This window comes from Mucilaginibacter oryzae (assembly GCF_003148845.1).
GTDB lineage: Bacteria > Bacteroidota > Bacteroidia > Sphingobacteriales > Sphingobacteriaceae > Mucilaginibacter > Mucilaginibacter oryzae.
Map to the genome: position 1 here is coordinate 148,712 of NZ_QGHA01000001.1, position 25,537 is coordinate 174,248.

The 25,537-nt window shown below is 43.4% G+C and carries 18 protein-coding genes; 5 read left to right on the forward strand and 13 right to left on the reverse strand.

Going from position 1 to position 25,537, the window contains the following annotated elements; genetic code table 11:
- Positions 1-131 precede the first annotated feature (131 nt).
- The 3 genes from LX99_RS00620 to lpdA form a co-directional block, all read right to left on the reverse strand.
- Complete coding sequence (locus LX99_RS00620) at positions 132-992, reverse strand: sigma-70 family RNA polymerase sigma factor (RefSeq protein WP_090466905.1); 861 nt, start codon at positions 990-992, stop codon at positions 132-134.
- Between the two features lie 232 nt (positions 993-1,224).
- Positions 1,225-2,064 carry an MBL fold metallo-hydrolase gene (locus LX99_RS00625; protein ID WP_109605466.1) on the reverse strand — a complete coding sequence of 280 codons (840 nt, stop codon included), beginning with the start codon at positions 2,062-2,064 and terminating at the stop codon, positions 1,225-1,227.
- Between the two features lie 245 nt (positions 2,065-2,309).
- Complete coding sequence (lpdA, locus tag LX99_RS00630; protein ID WP_022833449.1) at positions 2,310-3,701, reverse strand: dihydrolipoyl dehydrogenase; 1,392 nt, start codon at positions 3,699-3,701, stop codon at positions 2,310-2,312.
- Between the two features lie 398 nt (positions 3,702-4,099).
- Between lpdA and LX99_RS00640 the strand changes: the two genes are divergently transcribed.
- Both LX99_RS00640 and LX99_RS00645 read left to right on the forward strand, forming a co-directional pair.
- Positions 4,100-7,432, forward strand: coding sequence for a TonB-dependent receptor (locus tag LX99_RS00640; protein WP_109605470.1), 3,333 nt, complete (start codon positions 4,100-4,102; stop codon positions 7,430-7,432).
- A gap of 25 nt (positions 7,433-7,457) precedes the next feature.
- Positions 7,458-8,555, forward strand: a complete 1,098-nt coding sequence (locus tag LX99_RS00645) for an NHL domain-containing protein (protein WP_109605472.1) — start codon at positions 7,458-7,460, stop codon at positions 8,553-8,555.
- A gap of 139 nt (positions 8,556-8,694) precedes the next feature.
- On the opposite strand, the gene LX99_RS00650 is transcribed toward LX99_RS00645, so the two are convergent.
- Positions 8,695-9,876, reverse strand: a complete 1,182-nt coding sequence (locus LX99_RS00650; protein WP_109605474.1) for an AIR synthase related protein — start codon at positions 9,874-9,876, stop codon at positions 8,695-8,697.
- A 468-nt stretch (positions 9,877-10,344) separates the two neighbouring features.
- Between LX99_RS00650 and LX99_RS00655 the strand changes: the two genes are divergently transcribed.
- Positions 10,345-12,039, forward strand: a complete 1,695-nt coding sequence (locus LX99_RS00655) for a chloride channel protein (RefSeq protein WP_170122585.1) — start codon at positions 10,345-10,347, stop codon at positions 12,037-12,039.
- 109 nt (positions 12,040-12,148) lie between these two features.
- On the opposite strand, the gene smc is transcribed toward LX99_RS00655, so the two are convergent.
- From smc to LX99_RS00695, 7 genes are all read right to left on the reverse strand, one after another.
- On the reverse strand, positions 12,149-15,691 hold the full coding sequence (gene smc / locus LX99_RS00660) for a chromosome segregation protein SMC (RefSeq protein WP_109605478.1): 3,543 nt from the start codon (positions 15,689-15,691) through the stop codon (positions 12,149-12,151).
- A gap of 519 nt (positions 15,692-16,210) precedes the next feature.
- Complete coding sequence (locus LX99_RS00670) at positions 16,211-16,996, reverse strand: PhzF family phenazine biosynthesis protein (protein WP_109605482.1); 786 nt, start codon at positions 16,994-16,996, stop codon at positions 16,211-16,213.
- A gap of 174 nt (positions 16,997-17,170) precedes the next feature.
- The gene (locus tag LX99_RS00675; protein ID WP_109605484.1) at positions 17,171-18,595 is read right to left on the reverse strand and encodes a hypothetical protein; all 1,425 of its coding nucleotides are present in this window, start codon (positions 18,593-18,595) and stop codon (positions 17,171-17,173) included.
- A 1-nt stretch (position 18,596) separates the two neighbouring features.
- Positions 18,597-19,574 (reverse strand): pepsin/retropepsin-like aspartic protease family protein, encoded by a 978-nt coding sequence (locus LX99_RS00680; RefSeq protein ID WP_109605486.1) that lies wholly within the window; start codon positions 19,572-19,574, stop codon positions 18,597-18,599.
- A 72-nt stretch (positions 19,575-19,646) separates the two neighbouring features.
- Positions 19,647-20,318, reverse strand: coding sequence for an ATP-binding cassette domain-containing protein (locus tag LX99_RS00685; RefSeq protein WP_170122586.1), 672 nt, complete (start codon positions 20,316-20,318; stop codon positions 19,647-19,649).
- Positions 20,300-20,623 carry a hypothetical protein gene (locus LX99_RS00690; protein WP_109605491.1) on the reverse strand — a complete coding sequence of 108 codons (324 nt, stop codon included), beginning with the start codon at positions 20,621-20,623 and terminating at the stop codon, positions 20,300-20,302. Before LX99_RS00690 ends, LX99_RS00685 begins: the two co-directional genes overlap by 19 nt.
- 145 nt (positions 20,624-20,768) lie before the next feature.
- On the reverse strand, positions 20,769-22,403 hold the full coding sequence (locus tag LX99_RS00695) for an FMN-binding glutamate synthase family protein (RefSeq protein ID WP_109605493.1): 1,635 nt from the start codon (positions 22,401-22,403) through the stop codon (positions 20,769-20,771).
- Between the two features lie 185 nt (positions 22,404-22,588).
- Between LX99_RS00695 and LX99_RS00700 the strand changes: the two genes are divergently transcribed.
- The gene (locus LX99_RS00700) at positions 22,589-23,131 is read left to right on the forward strand and encodes a YceI family protein (RefSeq protein ID WP_022832807.1); all 543 of its coding nucleotides are present in this window, start codon (positions 22,589-22,591) and stop codon (positions 23,129-23,131) included.
- Positions 23,132-23,299: 168 nt separating this feature from the next.
- On the opposite strand, the gene LX99_RS00705 is transcribed toward LX99_RS00700, so the two are convergent.
- On the reverse strand, positions 23,300-23,821 hold the full coding sequence (locus tag LX99_RS00705; protein WP_109605495.1) for an AAA family ATPase: 522 nt from the start codon (positions 23,819-23,821) through the stop codon (positions 23,300-23,302).
- A 197-nt stretch (positions 23,822-24,018) separates the two neighbouring features.
- On the opposite strand from LX99_RS00705, the gene LX99_RS00710 reads away from it, so the two are divergent.
- Positions 24,019-24,639: an L-threonylcarbamoyladenylate synthase gene (locus tag LX99_RS00710; RefSeq protein ID WP_109605497.1), complete on the forward strand. Its 621-nt coding sequence runs from the start codon at positions 24,019-24,021 to the stop codon at positions 24,637-24,639.
- Positions 24,640-24,766: 127 nt separating this feature from the next.
- Here the strand turns inward: LX99_RS00710 and trpA are convergent, their stop codons facing one another.
- Entirely contained in the window at positions 24,767-25,537 is a 771-nt protein-coding gene (gene trpA, locus LX99_RS00715; RefSeq protein ID WP_109605500.1) for a tryptophan synthase subunit alpha, read from the reverse strand.

Here is a 25,537-nt window from a genome sequence, read left to right on the forward strand (position 1 = left end):
GAAGCGGTGGGTTTTACTCACCGCTTTTTTTATTTTCTAAACTCGAAAGTTCAGCAGGGCAAACGAGGGAACTGGCAACATAAAAAAAGCCACCGGTATAACCGATGGCTCTCAATATTATTAATTATTATTTAACCTAAATATGATTTCAGGATTTTGCTTCTTGAGGTATGGCGCAGGCGTTGTAAGGCCTTATCCTTAATCTGGCGAACACGCTCGCGGGTAAGGTTAAACTTTTCACCTATCTCTTCTAATGATAATGGGTGATTGGTTCCCAACCCGAAAAATAATACAATGATTTCACGCTCACGCTCGGTGAGTGTTGAGAGCGAACGTTTGATCTCTTCAGAAAGCGACTCGTTGATGAGGATCGAATCGGTGTTAGGCTCCTGGTTTTCCAGTACATCCAGGAGCGTATTCTCCTCGCCCTGTACAAAAGGCGCATCCATGGATACATGACGACCCGAGTTACTCAACGTATCTGAAATCTTATCAACGGTGGTTTCCAGGATATCGGCAAGCTCTTCTGGTGATGGTTCGCGCTCGTATTCCTGCTCCAGTTTGGAGAAAGCCTTACTTATTTTACTTAATGAACCCACCTGGTTAAGCGGCAAACGCACAATACGCGATTGCTCGGCAATAGCCTGCAATATCGACTGACGAATCCACCATACGGCGTATGAAATAAATTTGAAACCCTTGGTTTCGTCAAAACGTTTGGCAGCCTTGATCAAACCAAGGTTACCCTCGTTTATCAAATCGCCCAGCGTTAAGCCTTGGTTTTGGTATTGCTTGGCAACAGAAACGACAAAGCGGAGGTTAGTTTTGGTCAAACGTTCTAAAGCCGCCTGGTCGCCCTCGCGGATTTTTTGGGCTAAAATTACTTCTTCTTCGGCAGTTATCAGGTCTACCTTACCAATCTCGTGCAGGTATTTATCAAGCGACTGCGATTCGCGATTGGTAATGGATTGCGTTATTTTGAGTTGTCTCATTTAGTTATTAAGCCTCGCTATTCGTGTTTAGGGATTACAACGTGTAAAGCTACAAATTTGTTCTAAAAAATTACAATTGCATAACGTATTTTGAAAAAAAATATGTAGTTGAGATAAATTTTAATAGATTGATAATTAGATATTTATAAAATACAAACTGTAAATAAGTGTAATCTTTACGTTATTGTTGAGTAAAGCTGCGAGCGGTATGATTTTTGCGGATACGCAAGTTTTACAGTTCACTTAGCTTAAAAGTTTCCTTTACCCTGATGCCTTTTTCGGTTTGCTGTAAGGTGCAGCACTCGTTTATGGGGTCGTGTTCAAAGTATAAAACATAGTCTTTTTCCAGCGCTTCGTTCAAAAACAGCTTCTTTTCGGCCAGGGTTGTTAGCGGGAACATATCATAAGCCATTACGTACGGAATAGGCAGGTGCCCGGTTGACGGCAACAAATCGGCCATATATAATATTTTCCTTTGTTTATATTTAATAAGTGGCAGCATCATTGATTCGGTATGGCCGGATACGAAGCGAACGTCGAAATCCGTGCTAAAATTAATGCCGTCTACCGCATCTATCAATTTCAATTGTCCGCTTTCCTGTATCGGTATGATATTCTCTTTAAAAAACGAAGCTTTTTCCCGTTCATTGGGGTTTACGGCCCAATCCCAGTGCTTAGCATTGCTCCAATATGTTGCGTTTTTAAAGGCCGGAAGCAACGCCTCTCCCTCCCGTACAACAGCACCGCCTACATGATCGAAATGGAGATGTGTTAAAAACACATCAGTGATATCGTCGCGGTGGAAACCTAAAGACTGAAGTGAGGCGTCGAGGCTCGTGTTGCCATGTAAATAATAATGACTGAAAAATTTTTCACTTTGTTTATTGCCTATGCCGGTATCCACTAAAATCAGCCTGTCGTTATCCTCAACCAAAAGGCAGCGCATGGCCCAGGTACAAAGATTATTCGCATCGGCAGGGTTAGTTTTGTTCCAGATGGTTTTAGGCACCACGCCAAACATTGCGCCGCCATCCAATTTAAAAAAGCCGGTATTGATGGTGTGTAGTTTCATTTTTTAATTCATAGTTGATGGTTCATAGATCATGGACTACAGTAGAGTTATTAGCGCTCCCGTCTCCGGCTAAATTAAAATATTATTTTAAAGATGATAGCCATAGGAAATATTATAAACCAAAAAAAGCCGCAAACTAAACGCCATACGTCTAATTTGCGGCTTTGTATATTAGTTTGGCTATGAACCATCAACTAATCTGGGTTTGGCTATGAACCATCAACCATTATCCATGAACCAAAGAATTACAAGTGGATACATTCGCCGTAGGCTTCGGCTGCGGCTTCCATCAAGGCCTCGCTCATGGTTGGGTGAGGGTGTACCGATTTGATGATCTCGTGTCCGGTAGCTTCCAGCTTGCGGGCTGTAACTACTTCGGCAATCATTTCGGTAACGTTGTAACCTAACATGTGCGCTCCTAAAAACTCGCCGTATTTGGCATCAAATATTACTTTCACAAAACCATCTTTAGCGCCGGCAGCACTTGCCTTGCCTGATGCCGAGAATGGGAATTTGCCAACTTTAATTTCATACCCCGCTTCTTTAGCGGCTTTTTCAGTATAACCAACCGAGGCAACCTCTGGCGAACAGTAAGTACAGCCGGGGATGTTATTGTAATCAAGCGGGTGAGGGTTTTGGCCAGCGATTTTTTCAACACAGATAATGCCTTCGGCAGATGCTACGTGAGCCAATGCCTGGCCTTTAACAATATCGCCAATAGCGTAAACGCCTTCAACATTGGTGCGATAGTAATCGTCAACCAATACCTTGCCGCGCTCGGTTTTAACGCCGTTTTCTTCCAGACCGATACCCTCAAGGTTGGTAGCGATACCAACTGCCGATAACACGATCTCGGCCTCCAATACCTCGGTGCCGGTAGCGGTTTTAACGGTAACCTTGCACAGGTCGCCGCTGGTATCAACCGATTCAACGTTTGAGCTGGTCATGATATTGATACCTTGTTTTTTCAAAATACGGTTTAAGCCGCGCGATACGTCTTCATCCTCTAACGGAACAATGTTATCTAAAAACTCAACCACGGTAACTTTGGTACCAATGGAGTTGTAGAAATAAGCGAACTCGATACCGATAGCGCCTGAACCAACCACAACCATTGATTTTGGCTGCTGCGGCAATACCATGGCCTGGCGGTAACCAATCACTTTTTTACCATCCTGTTTAAGGTTAGGTAACTCGCGCGAACGGCCGCCGGTAGCTAATATAATGTGCTTGCCGTTGTAGCTTTTAGTAGTGCCGTCGGCAGCCTTAACCTCAACTACGCCTTTGCTTTTTAATTTGCCAAAGCCGGTAAGTACGTCAATTTTGTTTTTTTTCATCAAAAACTGAACACCTTTGCTCATGCCATCGGCAACGTTACGGCTCCTTTTAACAACGGCTGCGAAGTCAACCTCGCCGGCGCCATTAATTTTAATACCGTAATCGGCACTATGGTTAAGGTATTCAAAAACCTGGGCGCTTTTTAATAAAGCCTTGGTTGGGATACAACCCCAGTTTAAGCAGATGCCGCCTAATGATTCTTTTTCGACAATGGCGGTTTTTAAACCAAGCTGGGATGCGCGGATAGCTGCTACGTAACCACCCGGACCAGACCCAATAACAATTACATCATAATCCATATTATTGATATACTTTTTAATTTCTTCAAAAAGGTGAACAGGCCAGATATTTTATCACCATAAAAAGGCCTTATTTTTTTTGACTGCCAAAGCTAAACAAAAGGGCTGAAACAATGAAATGCAATAAAATGCGTAATGCCGCGCAGGTGGTGCTTTGTATCTTCCTAATGTCATAATAAAGCGTCATGTTAATTTGAAACCGCGTTAACAATAATGATCCAATTGTTAAAATCTGCGATATTTTAAGCAATAACAACCATTATTTTGCCTGTTTTGTGTTTATGATGTAAAATGTTGATAAGTATATAATAATTGTTAACATAGGCTTAACATTAGCAATTAGAACATTAATTATCTTTGCGCCAATTAATTAAACGTATAATTAAAAAAAGCAATTTATGAGGAAGCATTACCTTCTTTTATTACTACTCATTGGCTTTTCGTTCTTCACCGGCAAGAGCGTATTAGCCCAGGGTGTAACCACCGCCAGCATCAACGGTACCGTTACCGATGCAAAAGGTGCTATCCCCGGTGCAACCGTAACAATTACACACAACCCCACAGGTACTGTGTATTCAACTGTAACCCGTGCTGATGGCCGTTACAACATTCCTAACTTAAGGGTTGGTGGCCCGTACACCTTTAAAGTAAGCTTTATTGGTTATGCTACTTACGTTCAGGATGGTATTACCCTTTCAATTGGACAAGATCAACGGATACCTGCAGTATTGAAAGATAATACTACCGCTTTAGGTGAGGTTAAAATTGTAGGTACACAGGGTAAAGTAATTAACTCTTCACGTACCGGTGCGCGCGAAACCATTAGCCGCCAGCAAATTGAAAACCTGCCTACTATTGCACGTTCATTATCTGATTTCACTAAATTAACTCCATCTGCCAATGGCTTAAGCTTTGGCGGCCGTTCAAGCACTTTCAATAACATTACTGTTGACGGTGCCTTGTTCAACAACTCATTTGGTTTATCAGGTACTTTGGGTGGTCAGACAAGTTCTCAGCCTATTTCGTTAGACGCGATCGACCAGATCCAGGTTGATATCGCTCCTTACGACGTACGTCAGGGTAACTTTACCGGCGCAGGTGTAAACACTGTAGTAAAATCAGGTACTAACGAAGTAAAGGGTACTGCTTATTATTTTGCACGTGGGTCAAAATTACAGGGTTACCATGTTGGCCCAACCAACCTTAACGTAACTGACGTAAACTACCACACTGATGGTGTTGCTGTAGGTGGCCCAATCATCAAAAACAAATTATTCTTATTCGTATCAGGCGAGCAGGAAAGAATCACTACTCCTCCTTCTGCAGTTTATGTTGCGAGCAGGCCCGGCTTAAGCGGTGCCAACGTATCAAACGTTCAGGCTTCAACACTTGAGCTGATCAAACAAAAACTTGCCGGTTTAGGTTACGATCCGGGTGCCTATGAAGGTTACAATTATCGTACTTCAAGCAATAAGTTAACTGCTAAATTGGATTGGAATATCGACAAGAATAACACTTTAAGTGCTAAATATTTTTACCTGAAATCGTTTAAAGATCAGCCTGCAAGTAACTCTGGTATCACCAATGGTGGTGTGGGTTACGGTACAACCCGTGCGCCAGGTATAAATACTTTGCCTTTCTATGGCTCGGGTTATACTATCAACAACAACTTTAATATTGGTATTGTTGAGTTAGATACCCGTTTCAGCAACAAAGTTTCAAATAAATTTACTGTTGGTTATTCTGCACTACGAGATTTTCGTAATTTCTTAGGCAGTTCAACTATTCCGATGGTTGATATCGGTAATGGTGTAAGCGATGCCGATGGCAACGTTACAACTGCCGCGTCGGCAACTGCAACAAGTTTTGGTTCTGAACTGTATACCGCTGGTAACTTGTTAAACACAAATATCTTCCAGTTCTCTGATGATTTGACTATATTCTCTGGTAAGCATGAGTTTACTATTGGTACCAGCAACCAGATACAAAGCTATACCAATGGTTTTGCTCCTGATTACAACGGTTTATATACATACAACTCAGCATCTGATTTTTTAAACGATAAACCAGCTGCTGCTTACACATTACGTTACTCTGCAGTTGGCAACGATTTCCCTTTTGCTAAAATTAAAGCATCTATTTACAGTGCTTATGTTCAGGACAGATTCCATGTAACCGATAATTTCAGGTTAACATATGGTTTAAGAGCTGATTATGACGTGTTCCCTACTACTTTGGCTTCAAACCCAAATGCTGCCGCTTTAACTTTTCAGGGCGGTACACGTGTTGATGTTTCTAAATTGCCCAAAAACAGGGTTCAATTATCACCTCGTGTAGGCTTTAACTGGGATGTTAATGGAGATGGATCTACTCAGTTACGTGGTGGTTCTGGTTTATTTACCGGTTCTGTACCATTTGTTTGGATCTCTAACCAGGCATCAAACAACGGTTTGCTATTTGGTTCATATACAATCACCAAAGCAAATGCTACTGACGCCAATAAAGGTCAGTTGATATTTGATAAAGATGTGAACAAAAACAGACCTGCAAACGCTACTGCAAATACATCTTATGAGTTAGATGTAGCCGATCCGAACCTTAAATATCCAAAAATCTGGAGAACTAACGTGGCTATCGATCAGAAATTACCATTCGGTATCGTAGGTACTATTGAAGGTGCTTATACCAAAGATATCCGCGCTATCTATCACCAAAACCTGGTTTTATCTGATGGTTATACAACCCTTCCGGGTGTTGAAGGTCAGATTCAGTACGATTCAAAAAACACTACTCCATCATCTGCATCGGCTCAATCTGCATCAAACCCGTCTATTACAGGTTTATATTATATGAGAAATACACATAAAGGTTTTTCATATTTCATCACCGGTCAATTACAAAAAAGCTTCAACAATGGTTTTGCTGCAAGTGTAGCGTACACTTACACCAAATCTAAAGATGTCAATGATGGCGGTTCAACAGCAAGCACCATCTGGAGTACAAGGTATGTTGCCGGTAATCCAAATGGCGATAACCTATCAAACAGCTCATACGTGCAACCAAACCGTATTATTGCTACAGTATCATACCGCAAGCAATATGCTAAAAACGCAGCCAGCACAATTGGCTTGATTTTCGAAGCGGCTAACAGTGGTGCTATATCTTACATTACTTCTGGCGATCCTAACAATGACGGTGCTACCAACGATTTAATGTATATTCCGAAAAATCAGGGTGATATTCAGTTAGTTAGAGCAGCGAATGCTCCAAACGGTACTGTAGATACACGTACACCTGCTCAAATCTGGACGCAATTGAACAATTTCATTAACCAGGATTCGTACTTAAGTGCACACAGAGGTCAGTACGCTGAAAGAAACGGTACCATATTACCTACTTACAAAAGGGTAGACTTGCATTTTGCCCAGGATTTCTTTATCAAAACCGGAAAGGTTAAAAACACGCTGGAGTTTACTTTCGATGTAATCAACTTTACCAACTTATTAAATCGTAACTGGGGTTTATATCAAACTTCATATAGCGGTTTTAACAACGGCGCAACTACCGTGTTAACCTATATGGGTAAAGATGCAGGTACTGGCAGGGCTACTTATTCGTTCCCTTATCTTGACCCTAATACAGCAACGCCTGTTACCAATTCATTTAAACAGGATATCAGCCAGTTTTCACGTTTCCAGGCTCAAATTGGTGTAAGGTATATATTTAACTAAGGTATCATCGAATAAAAGAAACAATATGAAATTTAATAAAAATATAATTATTGCATCTCTTTCGCTTTTCACGGCCACTTTTTTACAGGCCTGTAAAGATGATAAGATAGCGCCGCTACCTAACCCGGTGGCCACTACCGGTACGGTAACTACAGTAGCCGGAAGCGGTTCATTCGGTTCGTCAAACGGTACTGGTTCTGCGGCGTCATTTAACTATCCAAATGGTTTGGCAATTGATGCCTCCGGCAATATACTGGTAGCCGATAAAGGAAATAATCAGATCCGTAAAGTTACCCCGGCGGGTGTTGTAACTACGGTATCAGGAACATTGCTTTCAGGTAGCTCAAATGCTACAAAAATTGGTGACGCGGCTTCATTTAACGGCCCTACGGGTGTTGTTGCCAATGCAACCGGCGATATCTTTGTTGCTGATTTCGGTAACCACACTATCCGCAAAATTGCTACTACCACTGGTGTAGTTAACGTTTATGCGGGTGTTAGCGGAAACTCCGGTAATAATGACGCAGTTATTCCGGCAAAAGGATCAACTCCGGCAATCAATCCACGTTTTAATAACCCGGCAGGTCTGGCTCTTGATGCGGTTGGAAATTTATACGTTGCTGATTATGGCAATAACCTGATCCGTAAGGTTGCTATAGATGGCACAATTTCTACTATAGCAGGTAAATCTGCGGGAAATGTTGATGGCAAGGGTGCTGCTGCATCGTTGAATGGCCCACGTGCTATAGCCATTGATGCTGCCGGTAACTTGTTTGTAGCCGACGCTAACAATCACACTATCCGTAAAATTGATGCGTCTGGAAATGTAACAACGTTTGCAGGCTCAGGCAAAGCAGGTAATGCTGATGGTTCTGGTAATGCGGCTTCATTCAGCCACCCAAGCGGTATCACTATTGATGCTAACGGAAACTTATATGTAGCCGACGCCGGTAACAACCTTGTGCGTAAAATTACCCCGGCTGGTGTTGTAACATCATTAGCTGGTAGTGGTTATTACAATCTGACTGCTCCGTTTAACGGCCCATCGGCTGTAGTTGCAGACAACGCAGGCAATGTTTACGTTGCAAATACACTTGGTAACCTAATCCAGGTAATTAAGTAATTTGCTTACAACATTATAACGAAGCCCCGGTCAATTTGGCCGGGGCTTTTTTGTTTTTAAACATTCGGTAATAAAACTTCAAAACAAAAGGCACTTAATGACTTAAGCGCCTCTTCTTACTTGATAACAAATAGAAGATTTATTCATACTCAAAAACCCCAAACTCCGAAGTTACAGTAACCTTCTTGCTCTCTGCCTTTTCAACCCTGCCGATCACCTGCGCATCCACCCCAAAGCTTTTTGAAATGTTGATCAGATCGGCGGCAATGGCTTCAGGTAAATAAAGCTCCATACGATGGCCCATGTTAAATACCTTGTACATTTCCTGCCAGCTGGTTTTTGATTCCTGGTGGATGAGTTTAAACAGCGGAGGTACCGGGAACAGGTTATCCTTAATAATATGTAAACCCTCTACAAAATGAAGGACTTTGGTTTGCGCGCCACCGCTGCAATGTACCATACCATGCACCTGGCTCCGGTAGCTATCCAGTATTTGTTTAATGATAGGTGCATAAGTTCGGGTAGCGCTTAACACCAGCTTACCGGCGGTTACGGTTTGGCCGTCGCCAATCTCGATTGGGTCGGTAAGGTTTTTACTGCCCGAAAAGATGAGCTCGTTTGGAATGGCTGCATCGTAAGCCTCCGGATATTTACCCGCGATGGTTTTATTAAACACATCGTGACGGGCGGAGGTAAGGCCGTTTGAGCCCATGCCGCCGTTATATTCTTTTTCGTAAGTGGCTTGTCCGTATGATGCCAGGCCCACAATTACATCGCCGGGTTGGATGCGGTGGTTCGAGATCACATCTTCGCGTTTCATGCGGCAGGTAACCGTCGAATCTACAATAATGGTGCGCACCAGGTCGCCCACATCGGCGGTTTCGCCGCCGGTTGAGTAAATGCCGATGCCGGCTTCACGCAGTTCGGCTAAAATTTCTTCGGTACCATTAATGATCGCCGCGATCACTTCGCCGGGGATCAGGTTTTTATTCCTGCCAATGGTTGATGATAGCAGGATGTTATCTGTGGCGCCAACACAAAGCAAATCGTCAAGGTTCATAATAATGGCATCCTGTGCAATGCCGCGCCACACGGATAGGTCGCCGGTTTCTTTCCAGTAGGTATAAGCTAAGGATGATTTGGTGCCTGCGCCATCGGCATGCATAATGTTGCAATAATCCGGGTCGTTAGTTAATATATCCGGTACTATTTTGCAGAAAGCTTTCGGAAAAATGCCTTTATCTATGTTTTTAATGGCATTGTGAACATCGTCTTTGGAGGCTGATACGCCACGCTGATCATATCTTTGCGAAGAAATCATGGGCAAATATAAGGCTATCAGGGTTGATTTACGATTTAGTATTCCAAAATTCCGGAAAAATGTAGTTTGCCGGGATGATTGAAGATTATTTTAAGTCTTAATATTCTTCGCTGTCCGATTTCTGTGACTTCGGACAGCGGGGTAAACAAATGTTCTATTTGCTGATTTTGTAACGCCATGTTCTTACTAAAGAGGCTCTGAATTTAATTACTATTTCATAACAATGGAAATCAATATCTGATCTATCCAACAAAAACTCACCAAAAAAGCGTTACTTTGCAAACGCAGGATGATTTATATTATCTCTGCTGCATTTTTTTACCCGATCTGTAAAACAATTCGCGTTGATAACCCTTCATCAACCGTGTTTAGTAATTACTTCTGATGATGTTAAAAACACTTTCCTACAAAATAAGCCGCTGGCGGTTAAAACGTAATAGTCAACGTAATTTTTTAATTTATTGCAGTGTGTTTATTGGCTTTGTTGGAGGATTGGCGGCTATCGCGCTTAAATTTCTGGTTCATTTAATGGAAGAGCTGAGCCGCAATATTTCGTCGCACCTGTATTTTCATATCGCTTATGTTTTTTTGCCGGCAATAGGCATACTGGCTACCGCGGCCTACCAGCATCTGATCAATCGCGATAAAATAGAAAAAGGGATTGGCAATATCCTGGTCAACATTAAACGCAACCGATCAAACATTAAAGCTAATAACCTTTATTCACATCTCATCACCAGTTCGTTAACGGTAGGTTTTGGTGGTTCATCTGGGTTGGAAGCGCCTATTGTTTGTACAGGGGCGGCTATAGGTTCAAACCTGGGCAAATTTTTTAAACTTACCCCTTACGAAAAAACGGTGTTACTGGCGGCCGGTGCATCGGCAGGCATAGCGGCGGTGTTTAACAGCCCTATTGCAGGGGTACTTTTTTCGTTAGAGATTTTGATTGGCGAAATTACTATCCCCACTTTCATCCCTTTATTAATAGCATCGGCCACCGGGGTTGTGGTATCCAAAGCTTTGTACTCGGGCCAGTTATTTCACCTGGTAACCGAAGGTTGGGTAATGGCGGCTTTACCTTTTTATGTTGTACTTGGGCTTTGCAGCGGCTGGATGGCTATTTATATATCAAAGGTTGGCGGCAGGCTGGAGGGCGGCATTTTTAAAAAGCAAAACCGTTACGTGAGGGCGATAAGCGGCGGTGTGTTATTGGGGCTGATCATCGTTGTATTTCCGCAATTATTTGGCGAGGGGTACCATTATCTCACCGCTATATTAAACGGCAATATCCACGTGTTAAAAGAGGAGGTTTTGTTTAGCGATCTGCTTGACCAGCCCTTAATTATGCTGCTATTTATAGCCGCGCTGGTTTTCATGAAAATTATTGCAGCCGGCATTACCATAGGGGCCGGTGGTAACGGCGGTACCTTCGCTCCTACCATGTTTACCGGTGCCTTTTTAGGTTTGCTGGTGGCGTATGGAGTTAACCAAACCGGGCTGATCCATTTAAATACCAGTAATTTTATAGCTGTAGGCATGGCCGGCGCTTTGGCCGGTGTACTGCATGCCCCGCTAACGGCTATATTTTTGATTGCCGAAATTACCGGTGGCTATGTACTGTTTATCCCGCTCATGATTGTGTCGGCTATATCATATATCATATCCCGTTACTCATCGCCGCACAACATGTACTGGAGCCACCTTATTCACCACAATAATATACATCCGGGGCAGGATTATGGCATGTTGAACGCCATAACGCTTGATAATGTCATCAATCGTAAATATACGGCAGTTGATAAACGAATGACGGTCAGCGACTTTTATAAGGTATTGGCCAAAACTGATGCCAATATATTCCCGGTATTAAAGGATGATGGCGGGCTTGAGGGCGTTGTGCTGATAGACGATATCAGGCGCCGGTTGTTTAATAAGGAAATAGCCGATAACCTGATTACCGATATCATGATTGAACCACCTACCGTAATTGATTACGAACAATCAGTAAGCAGCGTTATGGATACCTTCGACGCTATTGACGTTTGGCAGTTGCCGGTGGTAAAAGATGATGTGTTTATTGGCTTTATCTCTAAATCGGCCCTGTTGAGTAAATACCGCTCGGTGTTGATTGAGCAGCATAAGGCGAGTGATTTGTTCGCGTAAACGTAGGTTTCCAATTTAATGCTTGCGAAAACTAAACTATCACGAATCGATTATGAGGAATGCTCTGGTTCAGAAAAATTGGAGAAGAGGTTTGTGATACTTAGCTAAATCAATCTGCCAACTCTCTTAAATCCACCGGTACCACCCGCGAAATCCCCTGCTCAACCATGGTAACGCCGTAAATAACATCGGTGCTGGCGATGGTGCGTTTGTTGTGCGATACGATGATAAACTGCGAATCCTTACTAAAGGTGCGGATGATGTTATTGAACTTATCAATATTGGTATCATCCAGGGGGGCGTCAACCTCATCAAAAATACAGAACGGGGCCGGCTTTAGCAGGTAAAGCGAAAACAGGATTGCTGTAGCTGTAAGCGTTTTTTCGCCACCCGATAACTGGTTGATGGAGAGCGGGCGTTTGCCTTTTGGCTTGGCTATGATATCGATATCTGATTCCAGAGGATGTTCCGGATCAGTCAGTACCAGATCGCACGAATCCTCTTCGTTAAACAGCGAACGAAATACTTTTATAAAATTTTCACGCACCATGATGAAAGCCGTCATGAACTTTTCTTTGGCCGTATCATCAATTTCCTGTATGGTAGCTAATAATGAAGCTTTGGCCTCGCTCAAATCCTTCTTTTGAGACTGGATAAAGGTATAACGCTCGTTCATTTCGTTATAAGCCTCAACCGCCATTGGGTTTATGGCGCCAAAATCATCCAGTTGTTTTTTTAACTTATCGGCCTTTTCGCGCAGGTCCTGTTCGTTCTCGCCTTCGGGCACTTCGGCCTCCGGCAAATCTTCAATATTGATATTAAACTCTACCGATAAGCGCTCCTTCAACGCGTTCAAATCAATTTTAAGATTATTACGCTCATCGCGAAGCTCATTTTCAATAACCTCGCTGTTCTCTTTTTTGCGCCGCAGCGCGCTTATTTCGTTCTCGTTCTCCGTGATCAGGCCGCGCCATTGGTAGTACTCCTGTTCGGCCTGTTGCGTAGCTTTTTCCAGGTTTTCCTTTTGCTCATACATCTCCAGCAGGTTATCGTCGGAGTTGTCGGTCTGTTTCAGGTTTTCCTGTATGGCTATCTTTACCTTTTCCAGCTCAGCGCTGTTTTGTTTGATACGGCCCTCTAAGCTTTCCTGTTGCGTATCGCGGTAATCAAGGTCTTTCAACAGGCTTGATACCTTATTCTGCTGCTGGTGGAAGCGGATATTTTCCTGGTTATAAGCGTTTGATTGTACCGATACATATTCGTTAAGCTCGTTAAAAGCCATTTGTTTATCGGCCAGTAAATCACTTTGTATCTGCCGTTGGGTTTTCAGTTCGGCCAGCTGCGGTTGCAGGGCAGCCATTTCATCGTTAATACCGGCAATTTTGCGGGCAATATCTTCCTTGCGGTTAAGGCTGTTTTCAATAAAAGTTTGATATTGCTCCTGGCGGGTTTTAACGGTGATAAGCTCATTGTTTAGCCGGTTCAGCATTTGTTGCTGCTCGTTGATCTCCGCCGCTTTGGTGGATGCTTTTAAAGCGCCCAGTTTGGTTTGCAATTCATCAGCTTTCGAACGCAAACCGCCAACCAGATTTTCAATGCCCCGGATCTCCTTAGCCAGGTTTTCCAGGTTCTTGGCACGACCGATCCGCTTACCCTCAAACAAACCCACCGAACCACCGGCCATAGTATGCTTTGATTTATTGAACTTGCCGCTTTTACCAATCAGCACTATTCCTTGCGGCAAAGCTTCACTGTTGATCTGGCCTTCCTTATCATCATCTACCAGGTAAACCCCTTTAAGCAGTTGGTTACAAAGCGGTAAATAACGTTTTTCAACCTCAATAACCCCTAAAGCAGGAATGGCACCGGGGGAATCAAAGTTTACCTGTACAGCGGTTTCATCGGCGTAATTATTAAGTACGAAAAAGTTAGCGCGCCCCCTTGCCGAATTACTGAGCAAATTGATTGCCTTTACCGCTTCATCATAAGTTTCAACCACGTAATAGTTCATCAGCGGCTCGAGGTAATTTTCGATAGCCACACGGTACTCTTCCTTACAAAAAAGCACATCGCTAAATAACGGGGCGTTTTTGGCCCAGTCGGTATTTTTTTTCAGAAAGCGGATCGACTCGGGGAAGCCCTCTAAACTATCAACCATACTTTTGGTAAGGTTGTATTCGTTTTGCTTGGCATCCAGCTTGCGGCTTTCCTTTATAATAGTATCCTTAACCGAGTTCAGTTCGATATCGGTCTCGGCAATCTGTTCTTTTAGTTTATTTTCAAACTCAACGGCCTGCTCAAACTCACTATCCAACGATTCTTTGCGGTATTGCAATTCGGCAACCACCTGGTTAAAGTGCGAAAGTTCTACCTCTTTATTGGTAGCATCTTCCATGTTGCGCTGGCTTTCCTGCTCCAGGGCCTGCTGCTGGATCTGCAATATATCCAGGTCCTTTTCGGCCTTATAAGCCTGGTTTTGCAGGCGGGTGTTGATATTGTTGAGTTCGTTAAGCTCGTTACGGGCGTCGGTTTGCTGAGCCCGGAGTTCATCAACCGCCTCTTTCAAATCGGCAAGGCGGCTTTGAACGGCTTGCAGTGTTTCTTCTTCGGTAGCCTTCTCCTCGCTTAAGCGCTTAATGTTATATAGTACGTGGTTTAGCTGTTGCTTGTCACGCTCCAATTCTTCGGTTAATCGCGACTCTTTATCCTGCTGAAATTTGAGCTGCTCGTTTTTGATCTTCTTCTCACTCTCATAAGCGCGGATCTTCGAAACAAACTCATTGGTTGTTTTTTGCTGAACAGAGAGGTTTTTTTCTTTGGTGATGCTGTCCAGCTTTTGCTGCTGAAGGGTAGCTTCCAAAGTATCCATTTGCGCTATTATAGCACTTTTTTCAACCTTTTGCTTTTGCTCCTGCTCCTCTATCTTTTTTAACGATTCGCTGAAGGCCACAATCCTGAACGAGGCCAGCATAATGCTCAGCGTTTTGTATTGCTCTTTAAGCCGATAATAACGCTCCGTTTTTTTGGCCTGGTTCTCGAGGGTCTTGAGATTTTTTTCAATCTCGAAAAGCAAATCTTCCACACGTTCCAGATCGGCTTCGGTATCTTTAAGCTTGCTAAAGGTTTGCTTTTTACGCAACTTGTATTTAGAGATGCCCGATGCTTCTTCAAACAGGTTACGGCGCGAACCTTCCTTATTGGTGATGATCTCGTCGATCATCCTCAGCTCGATGATCGAGTATGAATCAGAACCGATGCCCGTATCCAGAAACAGATCGGTAATATCCTTTAAGCGGCATTGCACATCGTTTAGCCTGTACTCGCTTTCGCCGGTACGGTAAAGCTTGCGCGTAAGGGTAACCTGCGAATAATCGGTAGGCAGGATATTTTTGGTGTTATCAAAAGTGAGGGAAACCTCGGCAAGGTTAGCCGATTTACGACTTTTGGTACCGTTAAAAATAACGTTATCCATCTTCTCCGACCGGAGCATCCGGGTACTTTGCTCGCCCAGAACCCAGCGGATAGAGTCAACTACGTTTGACTTACCACAACCATTTGGCCCCACAATGGCGGTAACACCCTCATTAAAATTGATGGTTATTTTATCGCCAAAACTCTTGAAGCCCTTGATTTCTAAACGGGTAAGCTGCATTTAATTTATTAAGTACCGTGCAAAGTTCAAACCTTCAAAGTAATCATAAATTATTGAGTTTTGAAAGAATATTTTAGGGGGATTTTGGGTGAAAGGGAAAAGGGAAAAGGGAAAAGGTGAAAGGCGAAAGGTGGAAGGTGAAAGGTGAAAGGTGAAAGGTAAAGGATAACCATTTTTTAACGCGAAGGTGTTGCCGTCAGCGGGAAAGCTTCGGTTGAAAGCGGGTAGAACCATGGTGGCCTTGCGCGCAGGGAGGGGCATAGCTACTTTTTGCAGAAGCGTGAGGCCATGAGCAAACGCAGTAGGGCAAAATTTAGCAGTCCGTATAAGCCCCACCCAACCCTCCCCGGAAGGGAGGGCTTCAAAAGTCTCCACTTGCGGGACAGATTTAGAGGGGGCTGCAAGCTTCAGCCCGCGAGGCCATACGCCCCGGCCCGCTTTTCTGTCAGGCCATCGCTTATTTGGTTGAAGGATATAATCAATCTCTTGCTTCCTGAATCCTGATTTCTTGAATCTCCCCTAAAATCTTATCTCCCCTTTCAAATATGTAACCGCCTTACCGCTCATCAGCACCCTCTCCCCTTTTAACTCGCACCAAAGCTCGCCTTTTCGGGCAGATAGTTGATAGGCATGTAAGGTATCTTTACCCAGACGTTTAGCCCAGTAGGGTATCAAATTACAATGTGCCGAACCGGTAACCGGATCTTCGGGGATGCCTGCGCCGGGGGCAAAAAAGCGGGAAACAAAATCCGAATTATCGCCGGGTGCAGTCGCGATTACACCAACCGTGTCCATTTTTGATAAGGCGAAGAAATCGGGTGTAAGATCGCGGATATCCTGCTCGGTTTCGTAAACGATAAAGTAATCGCGCGAGCGCAAAAAGGCCACTGGCTGCTTATCACCAAGGGCCTCGGCCAGGCCGTTAGGCGCCTCTATCGGGATCGGTGGCCTTGATGGAAAGTCCATTGTATACTTATCTCCGTCCCGTTTTACGATAAGCGTACCGGCTTTAACCGTTTCAAAACTGATGGTATCGCCAGCAAAACCCAATTCAGAAAAAAGAATATGTGCCGATGCCAGCGTGGCATGGCCGCACAAATCTATCTCGTACTCGGGCGTAAACCAGCGAAGCTTATAACCCTTTTCCGTTTTCACAAAAAAGGCAGTTTCGGCAAGGTTATTTTCTATGGCGATTTTTTGCATGGTTGTATCAGGTAACCACTCGTTAAGCGGACAAACCGCTGCCGGGTTACCGCCGAAAAGTGTATCAGTAAAGGCATCGGCCTGATATATAGGGATAGTCATATCAATTATTGCTTTTTAGCTAATATAGCGAGGCGAGAGTCAAGATGCAAGATTATAAGAATCAAGATTTTTGAAATAAAAAATATGTGGTTAGTGTTTCATAGTTGAGCGTTTTAATTGCGATGTTCCCCATTTCTTTATTGTCTCATGGTTCTTGCCCCACCTGCTTCTAAATCACTCAATCCATAAAACAGAATTACCCGAATTGTATTGATTTTGCTCATAAAGTTTGTTACCCGGATCAATTATCCATTTGCCATCCACAATAAATTTATAGAGTTGTTTTCCCGGCTTCAGGTTTACATCTACCGTCCACTCCTTACCGTTAAAAGCAAGCGTGTAACCAAACTGGTTGAAATTGTTAAAACTACCTGCCAGGCGTACGCTTTTTGCATTGGCAAAACCGGTTAGCTTAAAGGTATAATTGGCTTTAACCGCAATAAAGGAATTAACTATACCGCCATCTTGCATGTATCGCATGTTTTTAGGGTCGGTGATCCAATTGCCATCTACAATAAATTTATAACCATAGTTGCCTGCTGGGATGATGAGCGGTAAAGTCCAGCCCTTTTTTGTTTTTGTTAACAAAATTTCGCCCGGTTTCCAGTTGTTAAAGCCACCTGCTACATAAACTTTTTTGGCGTTTTGGTAGCCATCCAGCGTAAATACAACCGTTTCGCCCAGGTTAAGTACCGAATTGATATTACCATCGGCATCTTTTATGGTATTAGGATTAGCCGGATCGGTTATCCATTTCCCGTCGACCAAAAAACGGTAGGCCTGTGTGCCTTCATGCAGGTAAAGTTGCTTTTGCCAGATCCCCCCTTTTTTTTCGAGTACTATCGCATTGGCATCCCAGTTATTGAAACTACCGGCCAGCGTTATTTTACGGGCATTGGCGTAGCCGCTTAACTTAAACGTATAGTTATAACGGTAGTATATGGCATTGTCATCATGATCGCTCACCAGGTTATTATTCCTGTCGCCCATCCAGCGGCCATCGGCAATAAACTTATATTCATGCTTGCCGGGTTTCAGTTTCACATCGGCAATCCAGCCGCTATCTGTTTTTGTCATGATCCCTTTAAGGGTACTCCAATTGTTGAAATCGCCCGAGAGCAGCATCCTCTTGCTTTGCTGATAACCCGGCACAAAAAAGCGTGTTACGCCCGTCGGCAGATCATGCACGGTAACCTTATTAAAATTATTGATACCGAAATTCACCTCAGCCGGATAGCCAGGAGATCCATCGTTATTACCTACATCCGACGTAATTAAATAAGGGTGGAGTTGCGGGTTTTGACCGAGTTCATTTAAGGGCCGGTTAAACTCAATGATATTCCCCTGCTTTTCGGCCAGTGTCCAGCCATCGTTTTTTAGCGCCGTAAAATCGCCTTTTAAAATACCCGCGGCATCCGGGCTTTTTAAACCGGCCTTTTTTAACAGTTGTTCTATTTCTGTTTTTGATGAGCGGGTATCGATAAGCAAAACCAGCTTATCGTTGCCAATAAGCAGGCTGTTACGCTTTTGCGCCATTACATGCAAGGTCATGCAGCAAATCGCGACAAAAACAATAACTATATGCCCGCTCCTTTTCATATCACTGGTTATTGTAAATGTACATTTCAAATTGTTTTTTAACAAAATTGATGCTGAATATGCCGCGTACAAAAAAATCGTACCCTAAAACGCCGTCAATCTTATAACCATAAGCGTTGCTCATTTTTTCAAGGCTGGTGATTAAAATGCGGTTCTTCATATACTTCCGGTCGCCTACAACCAGGTCGTCAAAACGGGTGTAAATCACTTCGATAGACGAGCCGCCGATACCCATAATTTTTGAACGGCTGATTACCTCCATTTGCGGCAGCAGTTTTTTTGCGCGGCTATAATCAAGCAGACTGGTTTCGGCAGCGCTATCAAAGGCAAACCATAACGACCTGTCGTTCACGGTACCTTTCAATAAAATAACATTATTCAACAAACTGAACTGGCTTACCATAAACCTGTCATGAAACACTTTTTCGGCTTCGGGGATATCGCCCTTTTCATCAAGCTTCTGGATATAAAGCGTATTACGGAAAAGATCAACCGTGATCGCGAAATCTTCAAACAGTTTAGTGCCCAGCAGTCCCAGTATTTTAATCCCTTTCCCGTTTTCAATAGAAGAGAGATCAGTAACATCTGCTTTCAATTTTGGATAATGAAGCTCAAGGATGTTAAAATTACGCACATAGGTACTGAACGAACTACCGGCCAAACCGTTAATGCCCCCGGATTCCTGTTCGGCTACATGGGGCAGATCCCTGAAATAAGTTTCATTTAAAACAAGATATGGCGCGCCGGTATCCAGCACAAAATTACCTTCAAGCGTATCTATCTGCGCTTCAATAACAATGAGGTTACCGGCCCTTTTTATAGGGATAACCAGGGTTTTAAAGTCGCCCGTGGGTGCCGGGTCGGGATCTGCTTTGGCGTTTTTAAAGGTGATGCCGTTTACAACCACGCCATCACCGGCTACCGCGTTCAGGCAGCAGCAAATGAAAATTGTGATTAATATATAAATCTTAGGCATCATTGTAATACTATACCTGATAGACAACGCCAGGCATAATTACGTTACACTTTCCGCCAATTAAAACCTTGGCTATTATACCTCGCGTAAATGGCTCACATAGCCATGAGCAATTAAATCATCAGGTGTTTTGATAGCTTTTGTAGCCCCATCGGTAATCAGGACCATCCTGTCGGCCAGGTCTAATATGTTATAGTATTGATGATCGGTAACGATAATGCCTTTTACCCGGCTGCATTTACGGATGATCTCCTTAAACATTTCGGTTTCTACCGGCGATACGTGGGTAAAAGGTTCATCCAGTAAAATAAAATCGGCGCGGCTGTAAATGCACATCAGGGTTTCAAGCTGCCTTAATTCGCCGCCCGAAAGTTGGGCCGCCTTTTGGTTGTGATATTGCCGGTAAATGGGATGATTGCTGAACTCATCCCAGAATTGCGGGTCGATCATGGGTACGGCAAGGTTGCTGATCTTGAGGTTTAGCGGCAGGTAATTGTGCTGGGGTAAATAAGCTACGCGGCCATTATGGTATCCCTTTGATATAGGAACATCGTTTATGCTGATATGCTTGTAAGAAGCTTTGAGCGAACCGAATATGATGCGCAACAACGATGATTTGCCGCAGCCATTGCGGCCAAGCAGGCCAACGACTTCGCCCTGCCTGCAATCGATATAAATATCCTGCAGGATCTTCCGCCCATCAAACTCGAGCAGAACGCTATCCGTTTTTAAAATATGTGTACCCAATGCAGCAGAAGTTTTGAGATGGAAATGATTATACCATAGGCCACGGCATCGGCAGCGAAACTGTATGTGTACAGGCTATCAATCGGGTACCCTGCGTTGCGGTAGTAAAAAAACGTTTTATTGGCGTTGTGATAAATATATTGAAAGCCGACTATAACGCCGTAGCTTATCAGCTTTAAAAGATATGATTCGGCTACGTTGATATACCCTGGAAGTGTATAATAGGCGCAGGCCAGGCTGGTGACTACGCACCACCATAACATCGGTTTATAAAAATACCAGGTAATTTTTAAGGTATTGCGCATTGAGCTAACTATGAAAGGTTAGCTCAATAACGCAGGATTAAAAGATTAATTTTCAGGATGGATGATTTATTAAGCCGATACTTTATCTGCAACCGGTTTCTTCAAAAACCAACTACTCACCTGATCAACCAATCCGCCGCGCACCTCAATACGAACTTACGTTGCTGTAATCGATGTTAGTAACGCCGCTGTAATCAGGCACAAAGGTATTTTCGCTGCTGATGGCCATATCAAACTCGAACGAGGCCGGGTAAGGCGTATTAAGCAAACTGCCTTTGGGGATATAAGGAAACAGTTCGCCGTAAGTGAGGATCTGACTGTGGTTTATGCGGCGGTAAATATACATGCGGTGCAGATCGCAGGGTTTGGTTAAACCTGCCGCGCCTATCATTTGGATGGCGCTGCTTACGGTAAGCCTGTGAAAGTTGGCTACACGCACTTTTTTATCTTCAACTACCAGGCCCTTCATCAGGCTTTTATCCTGTGTGGCCACACCGGTTGGGCAGGTATTGTTATTACACTCCAGCGCCTGGATACAACCCAGGGCAAACATCATACCGCGGGCGCTATTGCACATATCGGCACCGAGTGCGAAGTTTTTTACCAGGTCAAAACCGGTAGCTACCTTGCCCGAAGCGATCAGTTTAATATTCTTTTTCAAATCGAACCCGGTTAGCGCGTCATAAACAAAAGCCAACGCTTCGCGCAACGGCATCCCTACCGAGTTGCTGAACTCGAGCGGAGCCGCGCCTGTACCGCCCTCTCCCCCATCCACCGTAATAAAATCCGGACTGATCCCGGTTTTAACCATCGCCTTGCAAATAGCCAGGAACTCACTTTTGTGCCCCACACAAAGCTTAAAGCCGATGGGCTTACCGCCCGACAGATGGCGCAGCTTCTGGATAAAAGTCATCAGCTCAAGCGGATTGGTGAAGGCGGTATGGTAAGGAGGCGATATTACATCCTCTCCCATTTCAACCAGTCTGATCCGTGCTATCTCGGGCGTTACCTTGGCGGCAGGCAAGATACCGCCATGCCCGGGTTTAGCTCCCTGCGATAGCTTGATCTCGATCATTTTTACCTGCGGCAAAACGGCCCGCTCGGCAAAAGCATCATAATTAATAGTGCCGTCTTTATGGCGACAGCTGAAATAGCCTGTACCTATCTGCCAGATAATATCCCCACCCGGTTGCAGGTGGTAATCGCTCAGGCCGCCTTCGCCTGTATTGTGTGCGAAATTATCCAGTTTAGCCCCGCCATTAAGCGCGAGGATGGCATTCATGCTCAACGACCCGAAACTCATGGCCGAAATATTGAATACGCTGGCCATATAAGGTTGCGTACAAGCCGGGCCTCCTACTTTAACACGCGGATCCATGTTTAACTGATGATGATCGATAGCGGCTATGCTGTGGTTAAGCCATTCGTAACCGTTATCATACACATCCAGCTCGGTGCCGAAGGGGCGGGTATCATCAACCTTTTTGGCGCGCTGGTAAACCACGCTCCTGTTTTGGCGATTAAAGGGCGTACCGTTGGTATCACTTTCTATAAAGTACTGGTAAATTTTGGGCCGCAGCTCTTCCATCAAATACCTCAGATGGCCAAACACCGGGTAATTGCGCACAATGCTGTGTTTAGGCTGCACCATATCGTAAAAACCGATTAAATAAAAAGGCCCGACAAAAAGGAACGACCATGCCGCCGGGGGCCAGATCACTGTCCAGGTGGCCAGCATACTAAAAATGATAAAGAACGAAATGATGAAGAGCTTTCTCATGTGCGGTTAATTTTATATGAAGCGCCTATTAAGTTTGATAAAATTAAAGCTGTAATTTAAACAAAGGCCCAAATTTGTGGTTAAGAAATTTACTCAATGTCGTTTTAAAGTCACAAAGTACAAATACGTGTTTAAACATCTAATTTTGTACTTATCTTTGTATCAACAAAAAAAACAAAAATATCATGGCAACAGAAACAGCAACAAAATGGGTTATAGACCCAATGCACTCAGAAGTGCAATTTAAAGTTAAACACCTGGTTATATCTACCGTAAGTGGTTTTTTCAAAAGCTTCAGCGGTGAGTTATTAACTGACAATGATGATTTTGAAAATGCTGAAATTGATTTCAAATTAGATATCGACAGCATTGACACCAACCAGACCCAACGCGACGAGCATTTAAAATCACCCGAGTTTTTCGACGCTGCTCAATACCCACATATCTCTTTCAAATCAACTTCATTCACCAAAACTGATGATGAAGAATATGAACTGAAAGGCGACCTGACCATTAAAGATCAAACCAAACCGGTAACGCTTGCTGTAGAGTTTGGCGGTTCGGCAACTGATTTTTATGGCAACACCAAAGCCGGTTTCGAGATCAGCGGTAAAATTAACCGTAAAGATTTCGGTTTAACCTGGGATGGCGTTACCGAAGCAGGTTCTATCGTGGTTGGCGAAGACATTAAATTGCTCATCAACATCCAGTTTACCAAACAAGCTTAATTGTTTTAATACTGTTGCTGTGTTTTAACTTTTAACATGCCGCTGTTGTTTAATGGATCCAAACAACACGGCATTAATAAAGCGGCAACGGTTTAAAATTCAGATAAGAAAGCCATTTCGATTTTATCGGGATGGCTTTGTTGTTTAGTTGAAAACGAGTTTTAAACTCTAAACCTTTGTGAAGTTTAAAAAATCTAACACCGCCTTGATATTTTGATCTTGCGGCCCAATTGTGTCAATCAAAAGTTCATCTTCATCAGGTTGGAGCTGCATTATTTTGTATCGTTTTTTAAATACTTCGAAATCGGTGATAAGCTGATTAGGTGCCGGATTTTTTGCACGCTCTTTGAACCGTTCGGACCATATGTGCTCATCACTACAAGTTACAAGAATTGTTTTCAAGCGCACTTGACGATCTCTGCACCATACTCTAAATGATGTTATATCCTCCTCGAATTGAAAAGGACAATCTACTATTAGTGTAGATGAAGAATGAATATTACTGGCAATAATGCTATAAATGATATCAAAAGTTGCTTTATTCCGTAAATCGTGATTGCTTGACAACGAAACAAGTTGGTCGTAAATATCATCCTTCCTAATGATCGGCACTTCCATTTTTGAAGAGAGTAGGTTTGACATCGTTGTCTTCCCTGTTCCTGGTCGGCCTCTAAAGAGTATTAATAACATGTGTTTTTTGACAAAACTACTCACACCAAATAGATAATAAGTTAAGCATAGAACATTTTTATAAGTTCTTCTAAAAATCTTCTATGCTCCTGTTCAATTTACGCCAGCTTGTTTACATCATATTGCTAAAACAATTGATATAAGCCTGTTTCTGCCGCAAAATTAAACCAAGTAGCCGTATCTTTGTTCTTATACTTATGCTGCTAAAAATATATCCCGAAAACCCCAACCCCAAAGCTATCGAACAGGTGGTGGAGGTATTAAAAAAAGGTGGTTTAATTATATACCCTACCGATACCATTTATGGTTTGGGCTGCGATATCACCAATCACAGGGCCATCGAGGCTATTTGCAAACTCAGGAACATCAAACCCGAAAAGGCTAACTTCTCATTTATTTGCTACGACCTGAGCCATATTTCAGATTATATCAAACCGATAGATAACACTACTTTCCGTGTGCTGAAAAAGGCGTTGCCCGGTCCTTTCACTTTTATTTTTAACGCCAGCCACATGGTACCCAAAATGCTTAGTTCCAACAAAAAAACCGTTGGGATCAGGGTGCCGGATAATAATATAGCCCGCGAAATTGTGCGCGTGTTAGGTAACCCTATCCTATCAACGTCCATCAGGGATGATGATGATATCATCGAATACTCAACCGATCCGGAACTGATCCATGAAAAATATAAAGACCTGGTTGATATTGTAATTGACGGCGGCTACGGCGACAACATCCCATCAACCGTGGTTGACTGCACTACAGGCGATTTTGATATTATACGTGAAGGCAAAGGTGATTTGGAGTTATATTTGTAAATGTTTTTCCCGACTCGTCGCTGCGAGGTACAAAGCAATCGCAAACTATACTATACAGGGATTTGCTTGTATGCGATTACTTCATACCTTATAATGACGTTGTGGATATAGTGGAAGCACGTTTCTATTACGGCCTTATTCCTTTTACAAAGCCCTCAATCTTATCCATATACCCGTCCTCTCCTAAAAGCTTCACAAAGCGGCTGCCAATAATGGCGCCGTTAGCGTAATTGCACGCCTTGGCGAAGCTGCTGCTATCGGTAATACCAAAACCAATAATAGTTGGATTTTTTAGCTGCATGGCGGTGATGCGCTTATAATATTCCTCAATGCTATCGCTCAATTGTAAATTATAGCCGGTTATGGTTGATGACGACAGGAGATAAATAAAACTATTGCTCAATTCGTCAATCTTACGGATGCGCTCTTCGGACGTTTGCGGGGTTACCAGGAATATGTTACTGAGCCCGCTATCAATAAAGTAAGGCGAATACATATTTTCGTATTCAAACAACGGTAAATCGGGTACGATAATACCGTCAACGCCCGCTTCGGCGGCGCTTTTGCAAAAACGCCCGATACCGTATTGCGCTATAGGGTTAAAATAGCCCATCAGCAATACCGGGATGCTGACACGCTTGCGTAATTCGGCAAGTTCTTTAAATAAAACCTTCAGGCTCATGCCGTTTTCGAGGGCAACTTCCGAACTATGCTGAATGGTAGGACCATCGGCAACCGGATCAGAATAAGGAAAGCCGATCTCCAGAAAATCAGCGCCAGACTTTTCGAGCGCTTCGGCAATATCAACCGTGGTATTCAGCGCGGGGTAACCGGCTGTAAAATAAATAGACAACAGGTTTTTGTTTTTTGTTGCAAAAAGCTTGTTTAAGCGGTTCAT

Excerpts from the sequence above, each read along its gene's own strand:
- LX99_RS00620 (WP_090466905.1), bottom strand. The coding sequence starts at position 992 with ATGAGACAACTCAAAATAACGCAATCCATTACCAATCGCGAATCGCAG.
- LX99_RS00625 (WP_109605466.1), bottom strand. The coding sequence starts at position 2,064 with ATGAAACTACACACCATCAATACCGGCTTTTTTAAATTGGATGGCGGC.
- lpdA (WP_022833449.1), bottom strand. The coding sequence starts at position 3,701 with ATGGATTATGATGTAATTGTTATTGGGTCTGGTCCGGGTGGTTACGTA.
- LX99_RS00640 (WP_109605470.1), top strand. The coding sequence starts at position 4,100 with ATGAGGAAGCATTACCTTCTTTTATTACTACTCATTGGCTTTTCGTTC.
- LX99_RS00645 (WP_109605472.1), top strand. The coding sequence starts at position 7,458 with ATGAAATTTAATAAAAATATAATTATTGCATCTCTTTCGCTTTTCACG.
- LX99_RS00650 (WP_109605474.1), bottom strand. The coding sequence starts at position 9,876 with ATGATTTCTTCGCAAAGATATGATCAGCGTGGCGTATCAGCCTCCAAA.
- smc (WP_109605478.1), bottom strand. The coding sequence starts at position 15,691 with ATGCAGCTTACCCGTTTAGAAATCAAGGGCTTCAAGAGTTTTGGCGAT.
- LX99_RS00670 (WP_109605482.1), bottom strand. The coding sequence starts at position 16,996 with ATGACTATCCCTATATATCAGGCCGATGCCTTTACTGATACACTTTTC.
- LX99_RS00675 (WP_109605484.1), bottom strand. The coding sequence starts at position 18,595 with ATGAAAAGGAGCGGGCATATAGTTATTGTTTTTGTCGCGATTTGCTGC.
- LX99_RS00680 (WP_109605486.1), bottom strand. The coding sequence starts at position 19,574 with ATGATGCCTAAGATTTATATATTAATCACAATTTTCATTTGCTGCTGC.
- LX99_RS00690 (WP_109605491.1), bottom strand. The coding sequence starts at position 20,623 with ATGCGCAATACCTTAAAAATTACCTGGTATTTTTATAAACCGATGTTA.
- LX99_RS00695 (WP_109605493.1), bottom strand. The coding sequence starts at position 22,403 with ATGAGAAAGCTCTTCATCATTTCGTTCTTTATCATTTTTAGTATGCTG.
- LX99_RS00700 (WP_022832807.1), top strand. The coding sequence starts at position 22,589 with ATGGCAACAGAAACAGCAACAAAATGGGTTATAGACCCAATGCACTCA.
- LX99_RS00705 (WP_109605495.1), bottom strand. The coding sequence starts at position 23,821 with ATGTTATTAATACTCTTTAGAGGCCGACCAGGAACAGGGAAGACAACG.
- LX99_RS00710 (WP_109605497.1), top strand. The coding sequence starts at position 24,019 with ATGCTGCTAAAAATATATCCCGAAAACCCCAACCCCAAAGCTATCGAA.
- trpA (WP_109605500.1), bottom strand. The coding sequence starts at position 25,537 with ATGAACCGCTTAAACAAGCTTTTTGCAACAAAAAACAAAAACCTGTTG.